Origin of the sequence: Agarivorans albus (genome assembly GCF_019670105.1) — a bacterium.
In the GTDB taxonomy this organism is placed as follows: domain Bacteria; phylum Pseudomonadota; class Gammaproteobacteria; order Enterobacterales; family Celerinatantimonadaceae; genus Agarivorans; species Agarivorans albus.
Window position 1 is genome coordinate 2,808,461 of the sequence record NZ_AP023032.1, and the last position, 17,179, is coordinate 2,825,639.

The 17,179-nt window shown below is 43.7% G+C and carries 15 protein-coding genes; 7 read left to right on the plus strand and 8 right to left on the minus strand.

Annotation, left to right across the window (positions count from 1 at the left end):
* Positions 1-21: 21 nt before the first annotated feature.
* A complete protein-coding gene (gene aspS / locus K5620_RS12600; protein ID WP_016402631.1) occupies positions 22-1,782 on the minus strand; it encodes an aspartate--tRNA ligase in 1,761 nt (586 codons plus the stop codon).
* A 247-nt stretch (positions 1,783-2,029) separates the two neighbouring features.
* On the opposite strand from aspS, the gene cmoA reads away from it, so the two are divergent.
* Entirely contained in the window at positions 2,030-2,758 is a 729-nt protein-coding gene (gene cmoA / locus K5620_RS12605; RefSeq protein ID WP_016402632.1) for a carboxy-S-adenosyl-L-methionine synthase CmoA, read from the plus strand.
* Between the two features lie 59 nt (positions 2,759-2,817).
* Here the strand turns inward: cmoA and K5620_RS12610 are convergent, their stop codons facing one another.
* Complete coding sequence (locus tag K5620_RS12610; RefSeq protein WP_016402633.1) at positions 2,818-3,237, minus strand: HIT family protein; 420 nt, start codon at positions 3,235-3,237, stop codon at positions 2,818-2,820.
* A 58-nt stretch (positions 3,238-3,295) separates the two neighbouring features.
* The gene (locus K5620_RS12615) at positions 3,296-4,735 is read right to left on the minus strand and encodes a hypothetical protein (RefSeq protein WP_016402634.1); all 1,440 of its coding nucleotides are present in this window, start codon (positions 4,733-4,735) and stop codon (positions 3,296-3,298) included.
* Positions 4,736-4,881: 146 nt separating this feature from the next.
* Here K5620_RS12615 and chrA point away from each other — a divergent pair, with 146 nt between their 5' ends.
* On the plus strand, positions 4,882-6,048 hold the full coding sequence (gene chrA / locus K5620_RS12620) for a chromate efflux transporter (protein ID WP_246612288.1): 1,167 nt from the start codon (positions 4,882-4,884) through the stop codon (positions 6,046-6,048).
* Between the two features lie 42 nt (positions 6,049-6,090).
* Here the strand turns inward: chrA and K5620_RS12625 are convergent, their stop codons facing one another.
* Positions 6,091-7,956 (minus strand): methyl-accepting chemotaxis protein, encoded by a 1,866-nt coding sequence (locus tag K5620_RS12625; protein WP_221077374.1) that lies wholly within the window; start codon positions 7,954-7,956, stop codon positions 6,091-6,093.
* Positions 7,957-8,064: 108 nt separating this feature from the next.
* Here K5620_RS12625 and K5620_RS12630 point away from each other — a divergent pair, with 108 nt between their 5' ends.
* From K5620_RS12630 to K5620_RS12650, 5 genes are all read left to right on the plus strand, one after another.
* Entirely contained in the window at positions 8,065-8,787 is a 723-nt protein-coding gene (locus tag K5620_RS12630; protein ID WP_215426479.1) for a hypothetical protein, read from the plus strand.
* Between the two features lie 120 nt (positions 8,788-8,907).
* Positions 8,908-9,882, plus strand: coding sequence for a tRNA 5-methoxyuridine(34)/uridine 5-oxyacetic acid(34) synthase CmoB (gene cmoB, locus K5620_RS12635; protein ID WP_016403405.1), 975 nt, complete (start codon positions 8,908-8,910; stop codon positions 9,880-9,882).
* A gap of 72 nt (positions 9,883-9,954) precedes the next feature.
* Positions 9,955-10,668 carry an ATP-dependent zinc protease family protein gene (locus tag K5620_RS12640; protein ID WP_016403406.1) on the plus strand — a complete coding sequence of 238 codons (714 nt, stop codon included), beginning with the start codon at positions 9,955-9,957 and terminating at the stop codon, positions 10,666-10,668.
* 5 nt (positions 10,669-10,673) lie between these two features.
* On the plus strand, positions 10,674-12,197 hold the full coding sequence (locus K5620_RS12645) for an inactive transglutaminase family protein (protein ID WP_040307570.1): 1,524 nt from the start codon (positions 10,674-10,676) through the stop codon (positions 12,195-12,197).
* The gene (locus K5620_RS12650; protein WP_016403408.1) at positions 12,197-13,153 is read left to right on the plus strand and encodes an alpha-L-glutamate ligase-like protein; all 957 of its coding nucleotides are present in this window, start codon (positions 12,197-12,199) and stop codon (positions 13,151-13,153) included. The genes K5620_RS12645 and K5620_RS12650 overlap by 1 nt, the downstream gene beginning before the upstream one ends.
* A gap of 74 nt (positions 13,154-13,227) precedes the next feature.
* On the opposite strand, the gene purF is transcribed toward K5620_RS12650, so the two are convergent.
* From purF to folC, 4 genes are all read right to left on the minus strand, one after another.
* The gene (purF, locus tag K5620_RS12655) at positions 13,228-14,751 is read right to left on the minus strand and encodes an amidophosphoribosyltransferase (RefSeq protein ID WP_016403409.1); all 1,524 of its coding nucleotides are present in this window, start codon (positions 14,749-14,751) and stop codon (positions 13,228-13,230) included.
* 14 nt (positions 14,752-14,765) lie between these two features.
* Positions 14,766-15,257, minus strand: a complete 492-nt coding sequence (locus K5620_RS12660) for a CvpA family protein (RefSeq protein WP_016403410.1) — start codon at positions 15,255-15,257, stop codon at positions 14,766-14,768.
* 77 nt (positions 15,258-15,334) lie between these two features.
* The gene (locus K5620_RS12665) at positions 15,335-15,904 is read right to left on the minus strand and encodes an SPOR domain-containing protein (protein ID WP_016403411.1); all 570 of its coding nucleotides are present in this window, start codon (positions 15,902-15,904) and stop codon (positions 15,335-15,337) included.
* Between the two features lie 2 nt (positions 15,905-15,906).
* A complete protein-coding gene (gene folC / locus K5620_RS12670) occupies positions 15,907-17,178 on the minus strand; it encodes a bifunctional tetrahydrofolate synthase/dihydrofolate synthase (protein ID WP_016403412.1) in 1,272 nt (423 codons plus the stop codon).
* Position 17,179 lies beyond the last annotated feature (1 nt).

Genomic DNA, 17,179 nt, shown 5'->3' on the forward strand with positions numbered 1-17,179 from the left:
CCTTTTTTACTTTGCTTAAAACTATTCAGGCAGTTTTACATTTAATGCTAACTCTTCGAGAGCTACCGGGTTAGCTGCACTAGGTGCACTAGTTAGCGGACAAGCCGCAGTGGCAGTTTTAGGGAAAGCCATCACGTCGCGAATTGAGCTTGCACCAGTCATTAACATCACTAAGCGGTCTAAACCAAAAGCTAAACCTGCGTGAGGTGGAGCACCGTATTGTAGAGCTTCTAACAAGAAACCAAACTTCTCTTGTGCTTCCTCATCACTAATACCTAGCACTTTAAAGGCCGCAGCTTGCATATCTTGTTTGTGAATACGCACACTACCACCACCAAGCTCACAGCCATTTAGCACCATATCATAGGCATTAGATAATACACCTGCTGGAGACGCGGCCAATTGCTCGGCCGATACACCAGCTACTGGAGCGGTGAATGGGTGGTGAATCGCGTGGAATTGACCATCCACCTCTTCAAACATTGGGAAATCTACAACCCAAAGCGGCTTCCACTCATCAGATACTAAGCCTAAGTCTTCACCCACTTTCAAACGAAGTGCGCCCATCGCTTCACATACAACGTTAGCTTTATCTGCGCCAAACAAAATTAAATCACCATCTTGCGCACCACTGCGCTCAACAATGCCTTTGGCAACCTCTTCGTTTAAGAACTTAAGAATAGGAGATTGTAAGCCCTCAACACCTGCAGCTAAGTCATTCACCTTCATCCAGGCAAGACCTTTAGCCCCATAAATCCCAACATATTTGCCGTAATCATCAATTTGCTTACGAGAAAGAGTTGCGCCACCCGGTACACGTAATACCGCTACACGGCCTTTTTCGTCATTTGCAGGGCCTGAAAATACTTTAAACTCAACATCTTTAAGTAAGTCAGCAACGTCTACCAACTGCATAGGGTTTCGTAAATCAGGCTTGTCTGAACCGTACAAACGCATTGCTTCTGCGTAAGTCATTTGCGGGAACTCACCAAGATCTATGTCTAACATCGAAACAAACAGCTCACGAACCATTTGCTCGGTAACAGCCATTACTTCGTCTGAGCTCATGAATGAAGTTTCAATATCAATCTGCGTAAATTCAGGTTGGCGATCAGCACGTAAGTCTTCATCACGGAAACATTTTACAATTTGGTAGTAACGATCCATGCCCGACATCATTAGCAATTGCTTAAAGATTTGCGGTGACTGAGGCAAGGCAAAAAACTGGCCTTTGTGAGTACGGCTTGGCACCAAGTAATCACGCGCACCTTCTGGCGTAGCTTTAGTAAGAATTGGCGTCTCAATATCTAAGAAGCCATTGTCTTCCATAAAACGACGAACAAAGCCGGTTACTTTGGCGCGAAACACCATACGCTCGCTCATTTCAGGGCGACGTAAATCTAAGTAGCGGTATTTTAAGCGCTGCTCTTCCGAGTTATCTTGATTGCTATCTAATGGCAATGGTGCTGAGCGGTTTAAAATCTCAAGCTCTAAACCTAACAACTCAACTTCACCAGTACGCATATCGCTATTTATCTGGCTATCTGGACGAGCACGCACACGACCTTTTAGTCGAACACAAAACTCATTACGCAAGCTATTTGCTGTGCTAAATACGTCTTCACGATCGGGATCAAACACCACTTGCACAATGCCTTCACGGTCACGTAAATCGATGAAGATTACACCGCCCAAATCACGGCGTCGATTTATCCAACCCACTAAATTTATTTCTTGATCAACTAGCTCTTTGGTTACTTGTCCACAGTAAACAGTGCGCATTTGGCCTTTCCCGTTTTACGTTTTAAAATTTCAGCGAATAATCATCTTGAGCAAAGCACTTGTTAGCTTTGTTCAGTGAAAGGGCGATAGTATAAAGGAAAGCGACTACAAATAAGAATAGTGATAGAGCAATAAATCTAGCGAAGGACTTAAATTTGCCAAAGACAAGCAGGAATTTGCTGGTTACAATAGCTCGCTTTACGATTATTAGCGCTTAATTCACACACGTTTTCTACGAGACTCCGCCATGCAAGGCAAAGATAAACTTTTCTCTCAACCCATTACTCAGCTGGGCGAATTTAAATTTGATGATCAAGTTGCGGAAGTATTCCCCGACATGATTCAACGTTCTGTGCCTGGTTACAGCAACATCATTTCCACCATTGGACACTTAACTGAACAATTCCACCAGCCTAATAGCAAGCTGTATGATTTAGGCTGTTCTTTAGGCGCAGCCACACTTGCGATGCGCCGTGCGGTAAAACAAGAAAACGTAGAGATTGTTGCCGTAGATAACTCCCCTGCCATGGTTGAGCGCTGCCAAAAGCATTTAGATGCTTTTCGTGGCTCTGTGCCAGTCGCCGTTATCTGCGAGGATATTTGCGATATTGAAATAAGCGAGGCGTCTGTAGTCGTACTTAACTTCACTTTGCAGTTTGTTGCCCAAGAGCAACGTTTAACGTTGCTGAAAAAAATCTACAAAGGTATGAAGGCTGGCGGAATATTGATTGTGAGTGAAAAATTTCACTTTAGCCAAGCAAGTATTCAAGGCTTAATTAGCGAACTTCATCTAGATTTCAAGCGAGCCAATGGCTACAGCGAATTAGAAATCAGCCAAAAACGCAGCTCTTTAGACAATGTATTGGTACCAGATACCATAGAGCAACATAAACAACGTTTTGCCGACGCAGGTTTTTCGGCCAGTGAACTTTGGTTTCAATGTTTTAATTTTGGCTCATTGGTAGCCATTAAATAACTTGGTTCTAGTTAGCCAAGCCTGCTCTTAAATAAAGGCAGGCTCTAGCTATCATGTCGTTAACTTGCCAACAAGGCTGAGATTTTATCTGCAAAAGGTTGCAGGCTTTCATTGTCCACCATGTTTCTAGCATGGCTGCGCGCTTCGGCTAAAGAGCCAGGAACAATATGGAAATGAATATGAGGAACCGTTTGCCCTGCAGCGGCACCATTAAATTGCACTAAACTCACACCTTCAGCACCCATGGCCTGCTTAACCGCTTTAGCCACTTTTTTCACCGTTTTAATGGTGGCAGCAGCGGCGTCATCAGACAGCTCGAGTAAGGTCTCAGCAGCTTCTTTAGGAATAACTAAGGTGTGGCCATCTGCTTGCGGCATAATATCCATAAACGCCAAGGTGTGTTCATCTTCATAAACTTTTAAGCAGCTCATTTCACCACGTAAGATTTTGGCGAAGATATTGTTGTTATCGTAACTCATAGTCTTTATTCCTAAATATTTTATATAGTTAGCAAGGTACTAAAGGAAGTGTAAGGCATTATTGCACACCTAAATCTTCTAACAAGTAAGCTTGGTCAAAATACCGTTCGCCAACAAAGCTTATTGCATGGTCACCAAAGCGACGCAAACTGCCCGGTTGCTTTACTCCCATTGGCCAAAAAAACCAACGCTCCAAGCGCTGCGAGCCATAAACATAGCCCTGCCTATCAAATACGCTTTTTGTCAGTTCAGCTTTAGCCAATAAATTTAACTGTTGCCAAGCTAAAGACTGGTATTCAATGGTTTTCAGCTCAGTATTTTCTTCCGCCGGAGCTAATCCCACAATTTGATGCGTATCGGCACTAATGCTAATGCGCATTTTAGTTTGAGCATCCACCCTATGCATCAATACTGGCTCTTGGGCACTATCTTGAAAAGCTTGATAGGGTTGGCCATTTGGCAGCATGAGGGTATACCAGCAGCCACAAAGATGAATACTATCGTAAGCCACTATGTCTAACTGAGGTGTTAAGTGAATACGAAAAATAACTGCATCGTGCTGCCCTGCCACCCAATCAACAGCGCTAAGTTTAGGGCGCTGCTTAAACCACATAACATAATTGAGTTGAATGGTGGTTTGCTGCTGGTATCTGCCATAGCTAATAAGTGAAAAACTAGTGGCTATATCGGTATCTACTTGCAACTGTTCGCCCTGCCAAGCTGGCTTACCGGGCAGGTTGTCTTGACTCGAATTTTCAATTAGCCACTGTGGCGCAAACTTATTCAGCAAGTGCTGAGCTTGCTGCTCATTGCTTAACTGTCCTAAGTGATTAAGGCTTAATGGCGTTGCCAAGCCATGTTTAAGCGGTTTAGGGATATATAGGACAGCTTGTTCTTGCTTAAACCCAGAATGGGCTTTTAGTGACGCTTGCTGCCAATGCTCTTTTAAGCTCTGCTGCTCTTTTGTAACGGCGCTAGAAAATACTTTGGAGCTAATAGGATAAATGCCAAAAAATTTTGCGGTATCTGAGTAATCATCATCTGGTAATAAGCGATTAAGCAGCTCTGCGCTTTGAGCTGATTGAGCTAAATATTGCTGTTTAGCTTTTGCCACACAGCTTTCAATAAAAGTATTTTGTGAATACTCTGGATAACGTTGCTTCCATTCACCCATTTGTTGACTAGTTAGGTTCTGCCACTCTAGCAATAAACCCATTTTAGCGGCATCGCTCATATAGCTGATAAGATCTTGCTGGCCAATATTTAAGCTACTATCTCGCTCATTAATAAAGCTGTAAATAAACCGGTCGTAGCGCAAACCAGGATGCTTGGGTATACGCTTGGCATTGAGCGTTCCAACCTCGCTACTAAGCAAGTGGTCTAAGTCAGTTAAGGCCCCTTCACAAGAATACCACTCAGGCTTAGTACTACAGGCTTGCATCAGCAAGATACCGAAAATTAATAGCCAATGCTTTAAGGCACTATTATTAGCATTCATGAAAAACGACCTATTCCTTTATTTCGTTCAATGCCAATTAAGCTTATTTCACTGCAGCAACTAAGTACATGCTAAACAATTTGCTAGAGGAAATATTCCTGTAACAAAAGCTTCATAAAATTCGATTTTTGCTTATTACATTAAGAATGATGACAGCAATAATAGAAGTATTTATCACCTTTCTTCGCTTGGGTTTGGTCAGTTTTGGTGGCCCAGCTGCGCATATTGGCTTTTTTAAACAAGAGTTTGTTGATAACCGAAACTGGATGAGTCAGCAAGAATATGCAAACTTGGTTGCTTTAAGCCAGTTCCTACCCGGCCCAGGCTCTTCGCAAGTGGGTTTTGCTATAGGTTTGCGCCGAGCCGGAAAGCTAGGTGCAATAGCGGCTTTTATTGGCTTTACCCTGCCCTCAGCAGTCCTCATGACAGCCTTGGCTCTAGCGGCAAACTATAGCAATAATAATCCTTTAGTGTTGGGGCTAATCGCTGGTTTAAAGATTGCTGCTTTGGTTGTTGTAGTGGATGCTGTGCGCCAAATGTACGGTCAGTTTTGTAGTAATTTATATTTAAGTTGTGCTTGTTTTATCACTGCTTCTGTTTTGTTACTGCTTCCAAACTTGAGTACTCAATTACTGTGTTTGGCTATTGCGGCAATTGCCGGTTTGTTCTTACACAAGAAACTACTCGCGCTTAAGCCCTTAGAACCCAAACAAAATAAATCATCCGGCTCCATTAAACTGGCTTACTTAGTGGCATTTTGTGCTTTGCTTTTACTGGCCTTTTTAGACCTGCCACAGCTAGCGGCCAGCTTTAGTCAATTTTATCAAGCAGGCAGTTGGGTATTTGGTGGTGGTCATGTTGTTCTGCCATTGCTACAACAAACCTTGGTTAACGAAGTAAATCAAGAACAGTTTTTAACCGCCTATGCTGCAGCCCAAGCGGTGCCAGGCCCGATGTTCACCATTGCGAGTTACCTTGGGGCAATAGTTGGTGAACAAAGTCCTATGATTTATGCCTTAGTTGCCACAATAGCAATTTTTCTACCTGGTTTTCTTTTGGTTTTGGCCTTTGTTGATGCCTGGCAAGCCCTAGCCAATCAGGCTAAGTTCTCTGCTGCAATGCAAATGGTGAACGCGGCAGTGGTTGGGTTACTTGTTGCGGCGCTATATCAACCTATTTTCACCAGCGCTATCCACTCTAACTTAGAAGTAGTATTAGCCCTGTTAGGTTTTTGCTTGTTGCGAGTGTTTAAATTGCCGCTGTATGTAATGTTAATTTGCCTTGGCGGCGCAGGGTTAGTATTTTTGAGTTAAACCAAAAAGGCCTGCTTTCGCAGGCCTTTTATAATGAAACACCTATATTTTAAACGCGCCCACTTCTTTATGTAACTTGTCAGCGATTTCATCTAGTTCGGTCGCCCGCTGCGAGCTACCAGCAGCTTGTTCAGCGAGCTCTAAAGATGCATCTTGAATACCTTGAGTATTGCGCCCAACCTCTTCGGTGACCGCTCTTTGTTCCTCAGCAGCACTAGAGATCTGCGTGGCCATATCACTAATGTGGGTAATTGAGTTAGTAATATTCTCCAGCATTTCTGCAGCTTTAGTAGCTTCTTCAACGCTTATTTTTACTAACTGCTGACTTTCGTCCATGGTTTGAACAGTGCTATGGGTATTGCCCTGCAAACGCTCTAACATCGCTTTAATTTCTTCAGTTGAACTTTGTGTACGTTGCGACAAATTACGTACCTCATCAGCAACAACGGCAAATCCGCGCCCTTGCTCGCCGGCGCGTGCAGCCTCAATAGCAGCATTTAACGCCAATAAGTTGGTTTGTTCAGCAATACCCTGAATCGTCGATAAAATGTCGCTAATTTCCTGGGTATTTCGCTCTAGCTCTTGCACGGTTTCAGCCGCACCATCTAGCTGACCTGCCAAACTATTCACTTGCTGTTGGTTTCGTCCAATTAATACTTTACCTTGTTCACAAGAATCTGCAGATTCACGTGCCGCTTCAGCTGTTTGTTCAGCATTGTTTGCTACTTCATTGGCTGTAGCAGCCATCTCATTAACAGCGGTTGCTACTTGAGTCACTTCAGCTTGCTGGCGTTCAATCTGCAAGTTAGATTCACTGGTTGAATTATTAGTAAGCGCCGCCGCTTGCTGCAATCGATCTGCGTCTTGGGCGATATCTTTCATCAGATCATGTAATTGACCGATAAAACGGTCAACGCCATCTGCTAGCGCGCCTATCTCATCATTACGCTGCATGTTAATTCGCTTGGTTAAATCGCCGTCACCTGATGAGAGCTCACTAATCGCCTCGCCTAACACTTCGATTGGCTTCAGCATCGCAGATATCACTTTAAGCATAACCACAGCAATGATGACAAAAAGAATGACCGCAAAAATCACCGAACTTTGCACCATCGCCTGAACGGGTGCCAATGCCAATTTCTTGTCATAAACAAACATCAAGTACCATTCGGTACCTTCAATTGGGCTTATACTTACAAAGCTATCTTTGCCGCTAACCTGTAATTCACTCAATTCGGCTGTGCGGGCAACTTGCTCAATAAAACTCGCACTAAGTTCAGGAGACAACTCTGTGGCTTTCTTAAGCACCATGTTGTTATCACCATGAATCACCACTAAACCTTGCTGGTCAACAATTACCGGATAAACTTGTTCGCTGGCTAGGTTTAACACGCGTTGAGTCACAACATCTAAACCTAAATCACCAGCGTAAACGCCGCCACTGACTCTTTGCGCCACCGATATAACCATTTGCCCAGAGGTGGCATCAACATAAGGGTCCGAGACAAACGAACCATTAGCCTGCGCCCCCTTATACCAAGGCCGGGTTCTTGGATCGTATCCGTCTGGCAGGGTTTCGTTCGGGTCATGCATGGTCATTTCACCTTGGCTACTGCCAAAGTAGAAATAAATGAAATCGCCACTTTGCTTGGCTTGCACTAAATCAGATACAAAGCTTGATGAATTTGGGTCCGACGACATTCCTCTTGCAATCGCAAGTTTAGAGTCGAACCACAGGCTTACTTGGTCGGTAGCGGCTTGAGCTAACTGCTTTGCATCTCCCGCAATATCTAAACGTGTTTCTTGAGATAAGGTTCTTGCTTGGAACCAAGCTTGCACACCACTTAACACCGCTAACAGGATTAAGATTGTTAAGATTAAACGTTGTTTAATCGATAAATTACCCATCAATTACCCCTTGCCAGCTTCCTGCTGCATTTATTGTTGACCATTTGTCTTGTTACTTAGAATTTGTGCTAGCATCATTGTGTTCACACTAACCCTATGTATTTAATTATGATTTTTATAGAAAGAGTTTTAGCCTCAGTTGCGTTACTTAGCTTTAGCGTTCAAGTTCAGGCCACTGTGCAAGTGGAGCAACTGGATTATGACTCACTGCTCATCAATGATTGTTCTCAGTCTGCTGTCACCATCAGCGCTACTCAGTCATCTGTGATGACTCAGCTTGAGACGCTTTCAGCTGAAGCGCGCTCTACAATTAATGATAGTATCTTGGTGGCTACTCTTCCCTCTTTAAATATCGACGCACAGCAACAAAACTATAGAACTTATTCACCTAACAACAAAAAGATAAACTTCAACTCAAGTAAAAGTGCTCACTTCCCCATATCTTACGCTTGGCAAGAACAAAATTTTGAATGGTTTAGCGCTTATAATTCTAACCAAAGCCAGCTAAAACCGGCCCCCTACTTAGCACTTGCCCGATATCAGGGACAAACATTGGCACTAGCAAGTATCAGTAGCAATGATAACCAGGAGCTACTTAGCGCTTTACGTGATGACTTCATCGCTCAACGCAGCCCTTTAGTTTTATTTGTTAGAACGAACGAGCCGCTAAATAACTCCGCTATCAACGCATTTCACCAGCTGGGCATGCGCCTTCACTTTAAAGATCAACTCATCATCGCAAGCAAAGCTATAGATGCCTGTGATAGCGGTAACTGGAGAGATGAAAACGGGCAAAGTATAAATTGGATAAAAATCGACAAGGTGAATTAGAACAATTAGTGAACAAATGCCCATTTTAGCCAAGTATCTTTAGCGCTTTATCACCAATAAGCGCTAAAGCTTGCTACAATTAGCCGCATATACCTACGTAATATCAAGCTCTTGTAACCAATGATAGACTTCTCTGACTTTTACCAAATAATTGCCAAAAACCGCCTTAAGCATTGGCTTTATACACTACCCGCACAATTAGGAGACTGGCAAAAAGAACATGCTCATGGCGACTTCCCACGCTGGCAGCGTGTACTTAATAAATTTCCTCAACAAACAACTGCTCACATAGAACTTAAAGATAAAGTCAGTATTGGTAAAGCTGAAGAAATGCCTGAAGGTGAGCGAAAAAAAATTGAGAGTTTGCTGCGCCACTTACACCCTTGGCGTAAAGGCCCATTTGATGTTTATGGGATTAATATCGACACAGAATGGCGTTCCGATTGGAAGTGGGAGCGCATCCGTAATCATATCTCTCCACTTAAACATCGCTATGTATTAGACGTAGGTTGTGGTAGCGGTTATCACATGTGGCGAATGCTAGGAGATGATGCAGAGTTTGTAGTAGGCATCGACCCTTCCACCCTATTCCTCATGCAATTTGAAGCCATTCGCAATTTTGCCAACAATGACCAACGCGTTCACTTATTGCCTTTAGGTATTCAAGAGCTCCCTAAACTGCGCGCCTTTGATACGGTATTTTCGATGGGAGTGCTTTATCATCGCCGCTCGCCAATGGACCACCTTATTCAATTAAAAGAACAACTACACAAAGGCGGAGAATTAGTACTTGAAACCTTGGTTGTAGATGGCGACGAAAACCAAGTGCTCGTGCCTGCTGGCCGGTACGGCAAAATGCCCAATGTTTGGTTTTTGCCAAGTACCGCAGCCTTAAAATTATGGCTAGAAAAAGTCGGCTTTGTTGATGTACGAATTGTCGATATTGACGTTACCTCAACCAAAGAACAAAGAAGTACCTCATGGATGACTCACGAGTCACTCGAAGACTACTTAGACCCAAATGATAATTCGAAAACTGTAGAAGGGCTACCGGCTCCCAAACGTGCTGTTTTAATTGCAATTAATCCAGACTAAACAGTTTTCATACGCTATGCTAAAACAAACACTTAAACCGCAGTTTTTACTTTTGCCTAATGGATTTGAACTATGAAAAAGCTTTCGATAATTTCATTGTCTCTTGCACTTACCGCTTGTGCGAGCCAACAAGCCTCTCAATCTAACGACCAAACTCTGGAACAATTATCAGCGCTTTCGGCTCAGCAGGCTTCAGTGTTAAGCCAATGCGAGTCAATTTCTGAGCAACTAGAAGCTCAACAGCAACGTTTTGATCAACTTGAAGATAAAGTGGTGGCAATAGCCCCAGTGCCAGTTGCAACCTCCAAATCAACCCCGCAGAGCTGCAGCAAGCAAACAAGCTACAAGCTTGGCAACAAAACCGTGTTAGGTGAATCTGAATGGGTAAGTTTAGAAGGGCAAAAAAATGCCTTCCAAGCACGTATTGATACTGGTGCGGCAACATCATCACTTAACGCAACCGACATTGTGAAATTTGAACGAGATGGTAAGAACTGGGTACGCTTTAACATGCGCCACAATACGCTTGATAGCGATATTATTGTAGAGCGCCCTGTAGTGCGCACAGCAGAAGTTACTCAATCATCAACCAACAAAGTAGATAAACGCCCAGTTGTTTCGATGTTAGTTAAGTTAGGTCCAATTTCAGAAAAGACCCAATTTACCCTAACCGACCGCAACCACCTTAGTTACCCAGTGCTACTAGGACGTAGCTTTCTAAAAGATATAAGTGTGGTAGATATAAGCCAAAAGTTTACCCAAGCGAAGCCGACATTTAAGGATTAATGCCCATGAGTTCTCGCAACATATTTTACTTTATTGTCACCCTGTGCATGCTGATAGGAATAAGCATGACACTCTACCGCCATGTTCAATTTGAAGTGCCTTGGTTTCCTGGCGAAAAGCGCCAGATTTGGTCAATCGAAGCCAAGGTAGAATTTGACGCCAAAGGCGAAAGCGTTGAAGCAGTGCTTGCTTTACCTTTAACCCAACGTGGCTATACACGTATTCATGAATCAACAGCGTCATTAGCTTATGGCTTATCTTTTGTAAACGACCAAGATAACCCTCGCGCCATCTGGACTAAGCGCACAGCCGACGGCCATCAAGAGATGTACTATAAAGTAGACTTCTTGGTAGACCCTAAAGCGGCAGATATTTATCAGCCGAAGATGCCTGATACACCATTTACCGAATATCCAGAACCCTACTTCACCGCTGCTAATCACTTAGCGAAGCAAGCCGAAGAAGTTTCAGCTGATGCCTATAGCTTTACTCGCGAGTTAATTAAAGCTCTGACCGGTGAAACTGCCAGTAAAAGCCAAAATACCGGTTTAATTTTAGATTACAAACCTAAAAACCGTTTAGTGGTAGACCTACTAAATAATGCCGATGTGCCTGCACGTATTGTTCGAGGCTTACAGCTAGAAGATGGCCGCCGCCGTCAAGGCATTACTGAATACATTCAGGTTTTTAAAGACGAAAATGACTGGCAGATTTTTGACTTAGCAACCGGAACTCAAGGCCGGCCAGACAACACCCTATTGTGGGAATACAATGGCAATAGCTTGCTAGAAGTTGTTGGCGGTAAAGATTCACAAGTGACTTTCTCAATGTTACTGGTTGAGCAAAGTGCCCAGTCAGCCGTTGCCCCTAAAATCAGCGAAGCTGATTTTCTTAACTTCTCAATTGATAGCTTACCTTTAGAAGAGCAAGCGCTATTTAAAGGCATTTTGCTTATTCCAATTGGCGTATTAATGGTGGTTTTGCTACGTGTACTTGTTGGCCTTAAAACCTCGGGTACCTTTATGCCAGTGCTAATCGCCATGGCATTTATGCAAACCTCACTAATGACTGGTTTAATCGGATTCCTACTGGTAGTTGGAACAGGCCTAGTGATTCGTGGCTACCTCTCCCATCTGAATTTGCTGCTGGTATCGCGAATATCCGCGGTGATTATTACGGTGATCGGTATTATCTCTATCTTCAGCGTAATGAGTTTTAAAGTAGGCTTAACGGAAGGTTTGAAAATCACCTTCTTCCCAATGATTATTCTTTCCTGGACCATCGAACGGATGTCGGTACTGTGGGAAGAAGAAGGCCCTAAAGAAGTAGTTATGCAGGGTGGCGGTAGTTTACTAGTAGCCGTTCTCGCTTTCCTAGCGATGAACAACGAATACGTTCGCCACTTAACCTTTAACTTCATGGGCATTCAATTCATTGTACTAGGTATTATTTTGATTCTTGGTAACTACACTGGATACCGCCTATTAGAACTACGTCGCTTTAAGCCTCTCGCGGATAAGGAGGGCTAATGCTTAGTCAATTCACTAGCCCTTTTAAACTTGCCCGCAAGGGCATCATGGGGATGAACCAACGCAACACTGGCTATATCGCCCGGTACAACCCGCGTAAACTTTATCCACTAGTCGACAATAAACTTAAAACCAAGATTATTGCTCAGCGAGATGATGTCACCATACCAGCACTTATTGGCGTAGTGCGCACTCAACACGATATTCAATCAATCATTCCCTTACTGCACAAACACCCTGGCTTTGTGATAAAGCCAGCTAAAGGCTCTGGTGGTAAAGGTATATTGGTGATTACTAAGCAAGAGTCTGGGGTGTTTTTTAAACCCAGTGGAGCACCCGCTCATGAAGAAGATGTGAAGCGTCATTGCTCTAACATCTTAGCCGGTTTGTTCTCACTTGGCGGCAGCCCCGATGTTGCAGTAATTGAAGCACTAATTGAGTTTGACTCATGTTTTGATGGGTTTAGCTTTGAAGGTGTGCCAGATGTTCGAGTAATCGTTTTTCAAGGTTACCCGGTGATGGCGATGATGCGTCTGTCTACAGCAGCTTCAGACGGTAAGGCTAACCTACACCAAGGCGCTGTAGGTGTTGGTATCGATATCGGTTCTGGGCGAGCTTTACATGCAGTTCAATTTGATAGGCCGATAGAAAAACACCCTGATACAGACCGACCACTTAAAGAATTAGTGGTTCCTCATTGGCAGCGTTTGCTTGAACTGGCATCTAGTTGTTATGAGATGTCGGGAATGGGTTATTTAGGTACCGACATGGTACTGGATAAATCGAATGGCCCAATGCTGTTAGAACTTAATGCCCGACCAGGCCTGGCTATCCAAATAGCCAATGGCGAAGGTATTTTGCCTCGTCTTAAACTTGTAGAAAAGATCATTGCCGAAGGTATTGAACGCAATCCGCTTGAGCGAGTTGAATTTAGTAAAACTGAATTTTCTAGGTAGATTTTCACTTAAGGCCAAAAACAAAAAAGCACCCATAATGGGTGCTTTTTTATTCTAGAGCAATATCAAAAGTATTAGCTACCTTCGTTATGCAACTCTAGGTTTGCTACTTCTTCGTGAGCCTGAACAGCCTTTGCATCATTGTTGCGTAGCTGATCCAAATAGTTCAAGTAGTCTTGGTCAATATCGTTAGTTACATATTTCCCATTGAATACTGAGGTTTCAAAAGTTTGGATCTCAGGATTACTTTCACGACAAGCCACAATTAGGTCTTCTAAGTCTTGGAAAATAAGACCGTCAGCGCCAATTAACTGGCAAATTTCGTCAACTTCGCGACCATGGGCAACCAACTCGTTAGCCGAAGGCATATCAATACCATATACGTTCGGGAAACGGATTTCAGGAGACGCTGAAGCAAAGTAAACTTTGTTTGCACCTGCTTCACGAGCCATTTCAATAATCTGCTCTGAAGTAGTACCACGAACAATCGAGTCGTCAACTAACAGTACGTTTTTACCTTTAAACTCTACATCAATCGCGTTCAACTTACGGCGAACCGATTTACGACGCTGGGTTTGACCCGGCATAATAAAGGTACGGCCAATATAGCGGTTTTTAACGAAACCTTGGCGATACGGTAAATCAAGATGCATGGCAATTTGCAGAGCCGTGTCACATGATGTCTCAGGAATTGGGATTACAACATCAATATCTAAATCATCCCATTCGCGTGCAATCTTCTCGCCTAACTTGGTGCCCATGTTAACACGAGCGCCATATACCGAAATTTTATCGATGATTGAATCAGGGCGAGCAAAATATACATACTCAAAAATACATGGGTTGTGAGCCGCATTTTCGGCACATTGCTGAGTGAATAACTGACCATCTTCAGTTACGTACACAGCTTCACCTGGCGCTACGCTGCGCACAAACTCAAAACCAACGGCATCAAGTGCAACACTTTCTGATGCCACCATGTATTCCATTTTCTCTGGATTTTCATCGCTGGTTTTCTTACCCAGTACCAAAGGACGAATACCGTTAGGGTCACGGAATGCCACCATACCTTGGCCAATGATTAACGCAGCTACAGCGTAAGCACCACGAATTTTCTTGTGTACACGGCTAACCGCTGTGAACACTTGTTTTTCGCATAACTCATCTTCCACAATGCTATCTAGCTCATGGGCTAGTACATTAAGCAGCACTTCTGAATCAGAGGTGGTGTTGATGTGACGTCGAGCGCGCTTAGCCATCTCTTCGCGTAACTCTTTAGCATTGGTTAAGTTGCCATTGTGTGCCAAGGCTAAACCAAAAGGAGAGTTAACATAAAAAGGCTGAGCTTCTGCTGCACTAGAGCTACCTGCGGTTGGATAACGCACGTGACCAATACCCAAATTACCACGTAAACGCTGCATGTGTTTAACTTCAAACACATCTCTTACCAATCCGTTGGCTTTGCGTTGTTTAAACATACCTTCGGTAATAGTAACGATACCCGCAGCATCCTGACCACGATGCTGTAAAACTGTTAGCGCATCATAAATCGCTTGGTTAACGGGACTAGCACCGACAATGCCGACAATACCACACATGAAGCTTTTCCTTATTAAGATTGGTAGTTATGTAAAAAACTAGAAGAATCTTTTAAAAACTCAAAAAACCATTGAACAATCACGGTGAATTCGGGAATCAATAACGACCCTTTCCACCATGAGGATTCTGGAAAACCGGTAAACGACAATACAAACAGCAAAGCGCTTACCACTAATGCCCCTCGGATAGCCCCAAAACAGATCCCCAGTACCCTATCGGTACCGGTTAAACCCGTTGAGTTGACCAAGTGACTAAATAAGTAATTAACCAGCGCACCAAGTACAAGGGTGGCTATAAACAGCAAAACAATGGCTACGCCACTGCGATAATAGGGATTTTCAATGAGAGTGAAGTAACTGGATAGATCGTGATAAAACTGCGATGCGATGAAAAAAGCCGCTACCCAAGAGACCAGCGACAGGGCCTCTTTAACGAAGCCGCGAACCAAGCTAATTAATGCCGACAATACTATTACGCCGATGATGACGTAGTCTACCCAAGCCATAAATTTTCTACTTGTTGAAAAACGCTGCGAATTCTACCAGAAACAAAAATAAAATGCGTGCTTGTATTTTTTCATACTTACTTAAACAAAGGATCAAACTCGCGAATTTTTCCGCTTAAGCCTGTGAGTTCCTTCAATTTACTTTGTTGCTGTTCTAATGTTTTTTTAGATACGTTTGGCCCCACAAACACCCTGTTTAGCTCCCCTTCTACAGCAGGCTCTGGATATGAGTGAGCTTGAAAACCGGCTTCTCTTAGCTTTGCAACCAAACGCGTAACATTTTGAGAGTTTTTAAACGTGCCCAGTTGAACAATATAGGCCGGCTTAGCAAATTCAAGCTGTGGTGCATCCACTGGCTCAGTGGCTGGCTTTGTTTCACTAACTGTCGAAGTGCTCGTTGCCTGTTCCGAATTAGCTGTTTGCTCAGGGCTATTTTCATCACCTGCAACCTCAGTAACTAACTCTTGTTCATTAGGCAAGTCGATAAGCAGAGGGGGGAGTGAATCAACTTTAGGCGCAAAAGGGATCGCATTGAACTCTTCTTCAACTCGCGTTTTTTTACCATCAAGAATATCGGGAATAATAATTACTCCCAACGCGACCAAAAAGATGGTGCCCACTAAGCGGTTTTTAAACTGTGCAGTCAATGTTAACTCTCTGCTGTTGCTGAAGAAGACAATTCTAATATCTCGGCCACGGTAAAAAAAGAACCAAACACAATTAACATGGCGTTATCGTCTAATAGTTTGAGGGCAGCAGAATAAGCCTGAGCCAACTGCGGGTAACGAGTTAAGCTTGCTTGAGAGGCTAAGCAACTCGCCAATGCACTACCATCGTCACCACGAGGTCCAGCTAAACCGCTAATATGCCACTGCTCTACCATGCCAACTAAAGGTTGTACCGACTGTTGCATATCTTTATCACCCAGCATCGCGCACAGCGCAATAATTTTACGGCCATTAGCTAGCGAGGGTAATTGAGAGGCTAAGTAATTAGCAGACTGCGGATTATGCGCCACATCTACCACGACCAAAGGCTTGTGTGAAATGACTTGCAAGCGACCAGCCAGTTGCCACTCTTTGATTGCTTTCGACAAATCGGCGCTAGGTATTTCAAGCCCAAGGTGTTCTAAGGTAGCAATAGCGGCGCCTGCATTCACTACAGGCAAACGAGGATAAGGCAGACCTTGGTAAGTCAGCTTTACGCCACGATAAGCCCAGCTATCCGCCTCTTTTTCCAGCTGATATTCTTTCCCAGCGGCTAGTTGATTACAGTTGAGTTGTGCCGAACATTCCAATACGCTGGCAACTATATTACTGTCCCCTACTACCACGTTACCGTTTTCACGAAATATACCGGCTTTCTCGCGACCAATTTGCTGTATGTCGTCACCTAACCAATCTACATGGTCAACGGCAACGGTTGTAACCACACTCACATCAGGCTCAACAATATTGGTAGCATCTAAACGTCCGCCTAAGCCGACTTCTAAAATGACGTAATCCAAAGGCTGCTGGGCAAACATCCAAACGGCAGCAAGCGTACCAAACTCAAAATAACTTAAACTGGTTTCTTGGCGAAGTTCTTCAATGGCAGAAAATGACTGGCAAAATGCTTCGGCTTCGGGCAGCTGACCGTTTATTCTGACTCGCTCTCGATAATCAAGGATATGTGGTGAGCTATAAACACCAACTTGATACCCTTGCGCAACCAAAATCTGTTCAAGTAGCGCGCAGGTAGACCCTTTACCATTAGTGCCGGCCACGGTAATCACCGTAGCATCTAAATGACGTAGTTCTGCGTGCTCAGCCACTTTGGCAACCCGCTCTAAACCTAAATCAATCGCGCTATGATGCTGGGCTTCTAAATAACAAAGCCAGTCTGCAAGAGACCGGCTTTGAGCTTCTTTCTTAGACGACATA

Excerpts from the sequence above, each read along its gene's own strand:
- aspS (WP_016402631.1), bottom strand. The coding sequence starts at position 1,782 with ATGCGCACTGTTTACTGTGGACAAGTAACCAAAGAGCTAGTTGATCAA.
- cmoA (WP_016402632.1), top strand. The coding sequence starts at position 2,030 with ATGCAAGGCAAAGATAAACTTTTCTCTCAACCCATTACTCAGCTGGGC.
- K5620_RS12610 (WP_016402633.1), bottom strand. The coding sequence starts at position 3,237 with ATGAGTTACGATAACAACAATATCTTCGCCAAAATCTTACGTGGTGAA.
- K5620_RS12615 (WP_016402634.1), bottom strand. The coding sequence starts at position 4,735 with ATGAATGCTAATAATAGTGCCTTAAAGCATTGGCTATTAATTTTCGGT.
- chrA (WP_246612288.1), top strand. The coding sequence starts at position 4,882 with ATGATGACAGCAATAATAGAAGTATTTATCACCTTTCTTCGCTTGGGT.
- K5620_RS12625 (WP_221077374.1), bottom strand. The coding sequence starts at position 7,956 with ATGGGTAATTTATCGATTAAACAACGTTTAATCTTAACAATCTTAATC.
- K5620_RS12630 (WP_215426479.1), top strand. The coding sequence starts at position 8,065 with ATGATTTTTATAGAAAGAGTTTTAGCCTCAGTTGCGTTACTTAGCTTT.
- cmoB (WP_016403405.1), top strand. The coding sequence starts at position 8,908 with ATGATAGACTTCTCTGACTTTTACCAAATAATTGCCAAAAACCGCCTT.
- K5620_RS12640 (WP_016403406.1), top strand. The coding sequence starts at position 9,955 with ATGAAAAAGCTTTCGATAATTTCATTGTCTCTTGCACTTACCGCTTGT.
- K5620_RS12645 (WP_040307570.1), top strand. The coding sequence starts at position 10,674 with ATGAGTTCTCGCAACATATTTTACTTTATTGTCACCCTGTGCATGCTG.
- K5620_RS12650 (WP_016403408.1), top strand. The coding sequence starts at position 12,197 with ATGCTTAGTCAATTCACTAGCCCTTTTAAACTTGCCCGCAAGGGCATC.
- purF (WP_016403409.1), bottom strand. The coding sequence starts at position 14,751 with ATGTGTGGTATTGTCGGCATTGTCGGTGCTAGTCCCGTTAACCAAGCG.
- K5620_RS12660 (WP_016403410.1), bottom strand. The coding sequence starts at position 15,257 with ATGGCTTGGGTAGACTACGTCATCATCGGCGTAATAGTATTGTCGGCA.
- folC (WP_016403412.1), bottom strand. The coding sequence starts at position 17,178 with ATGTCGTCTAAGAAAGAAGCTCAAAGCCGGTCTCTTGCAGACTGGCTT.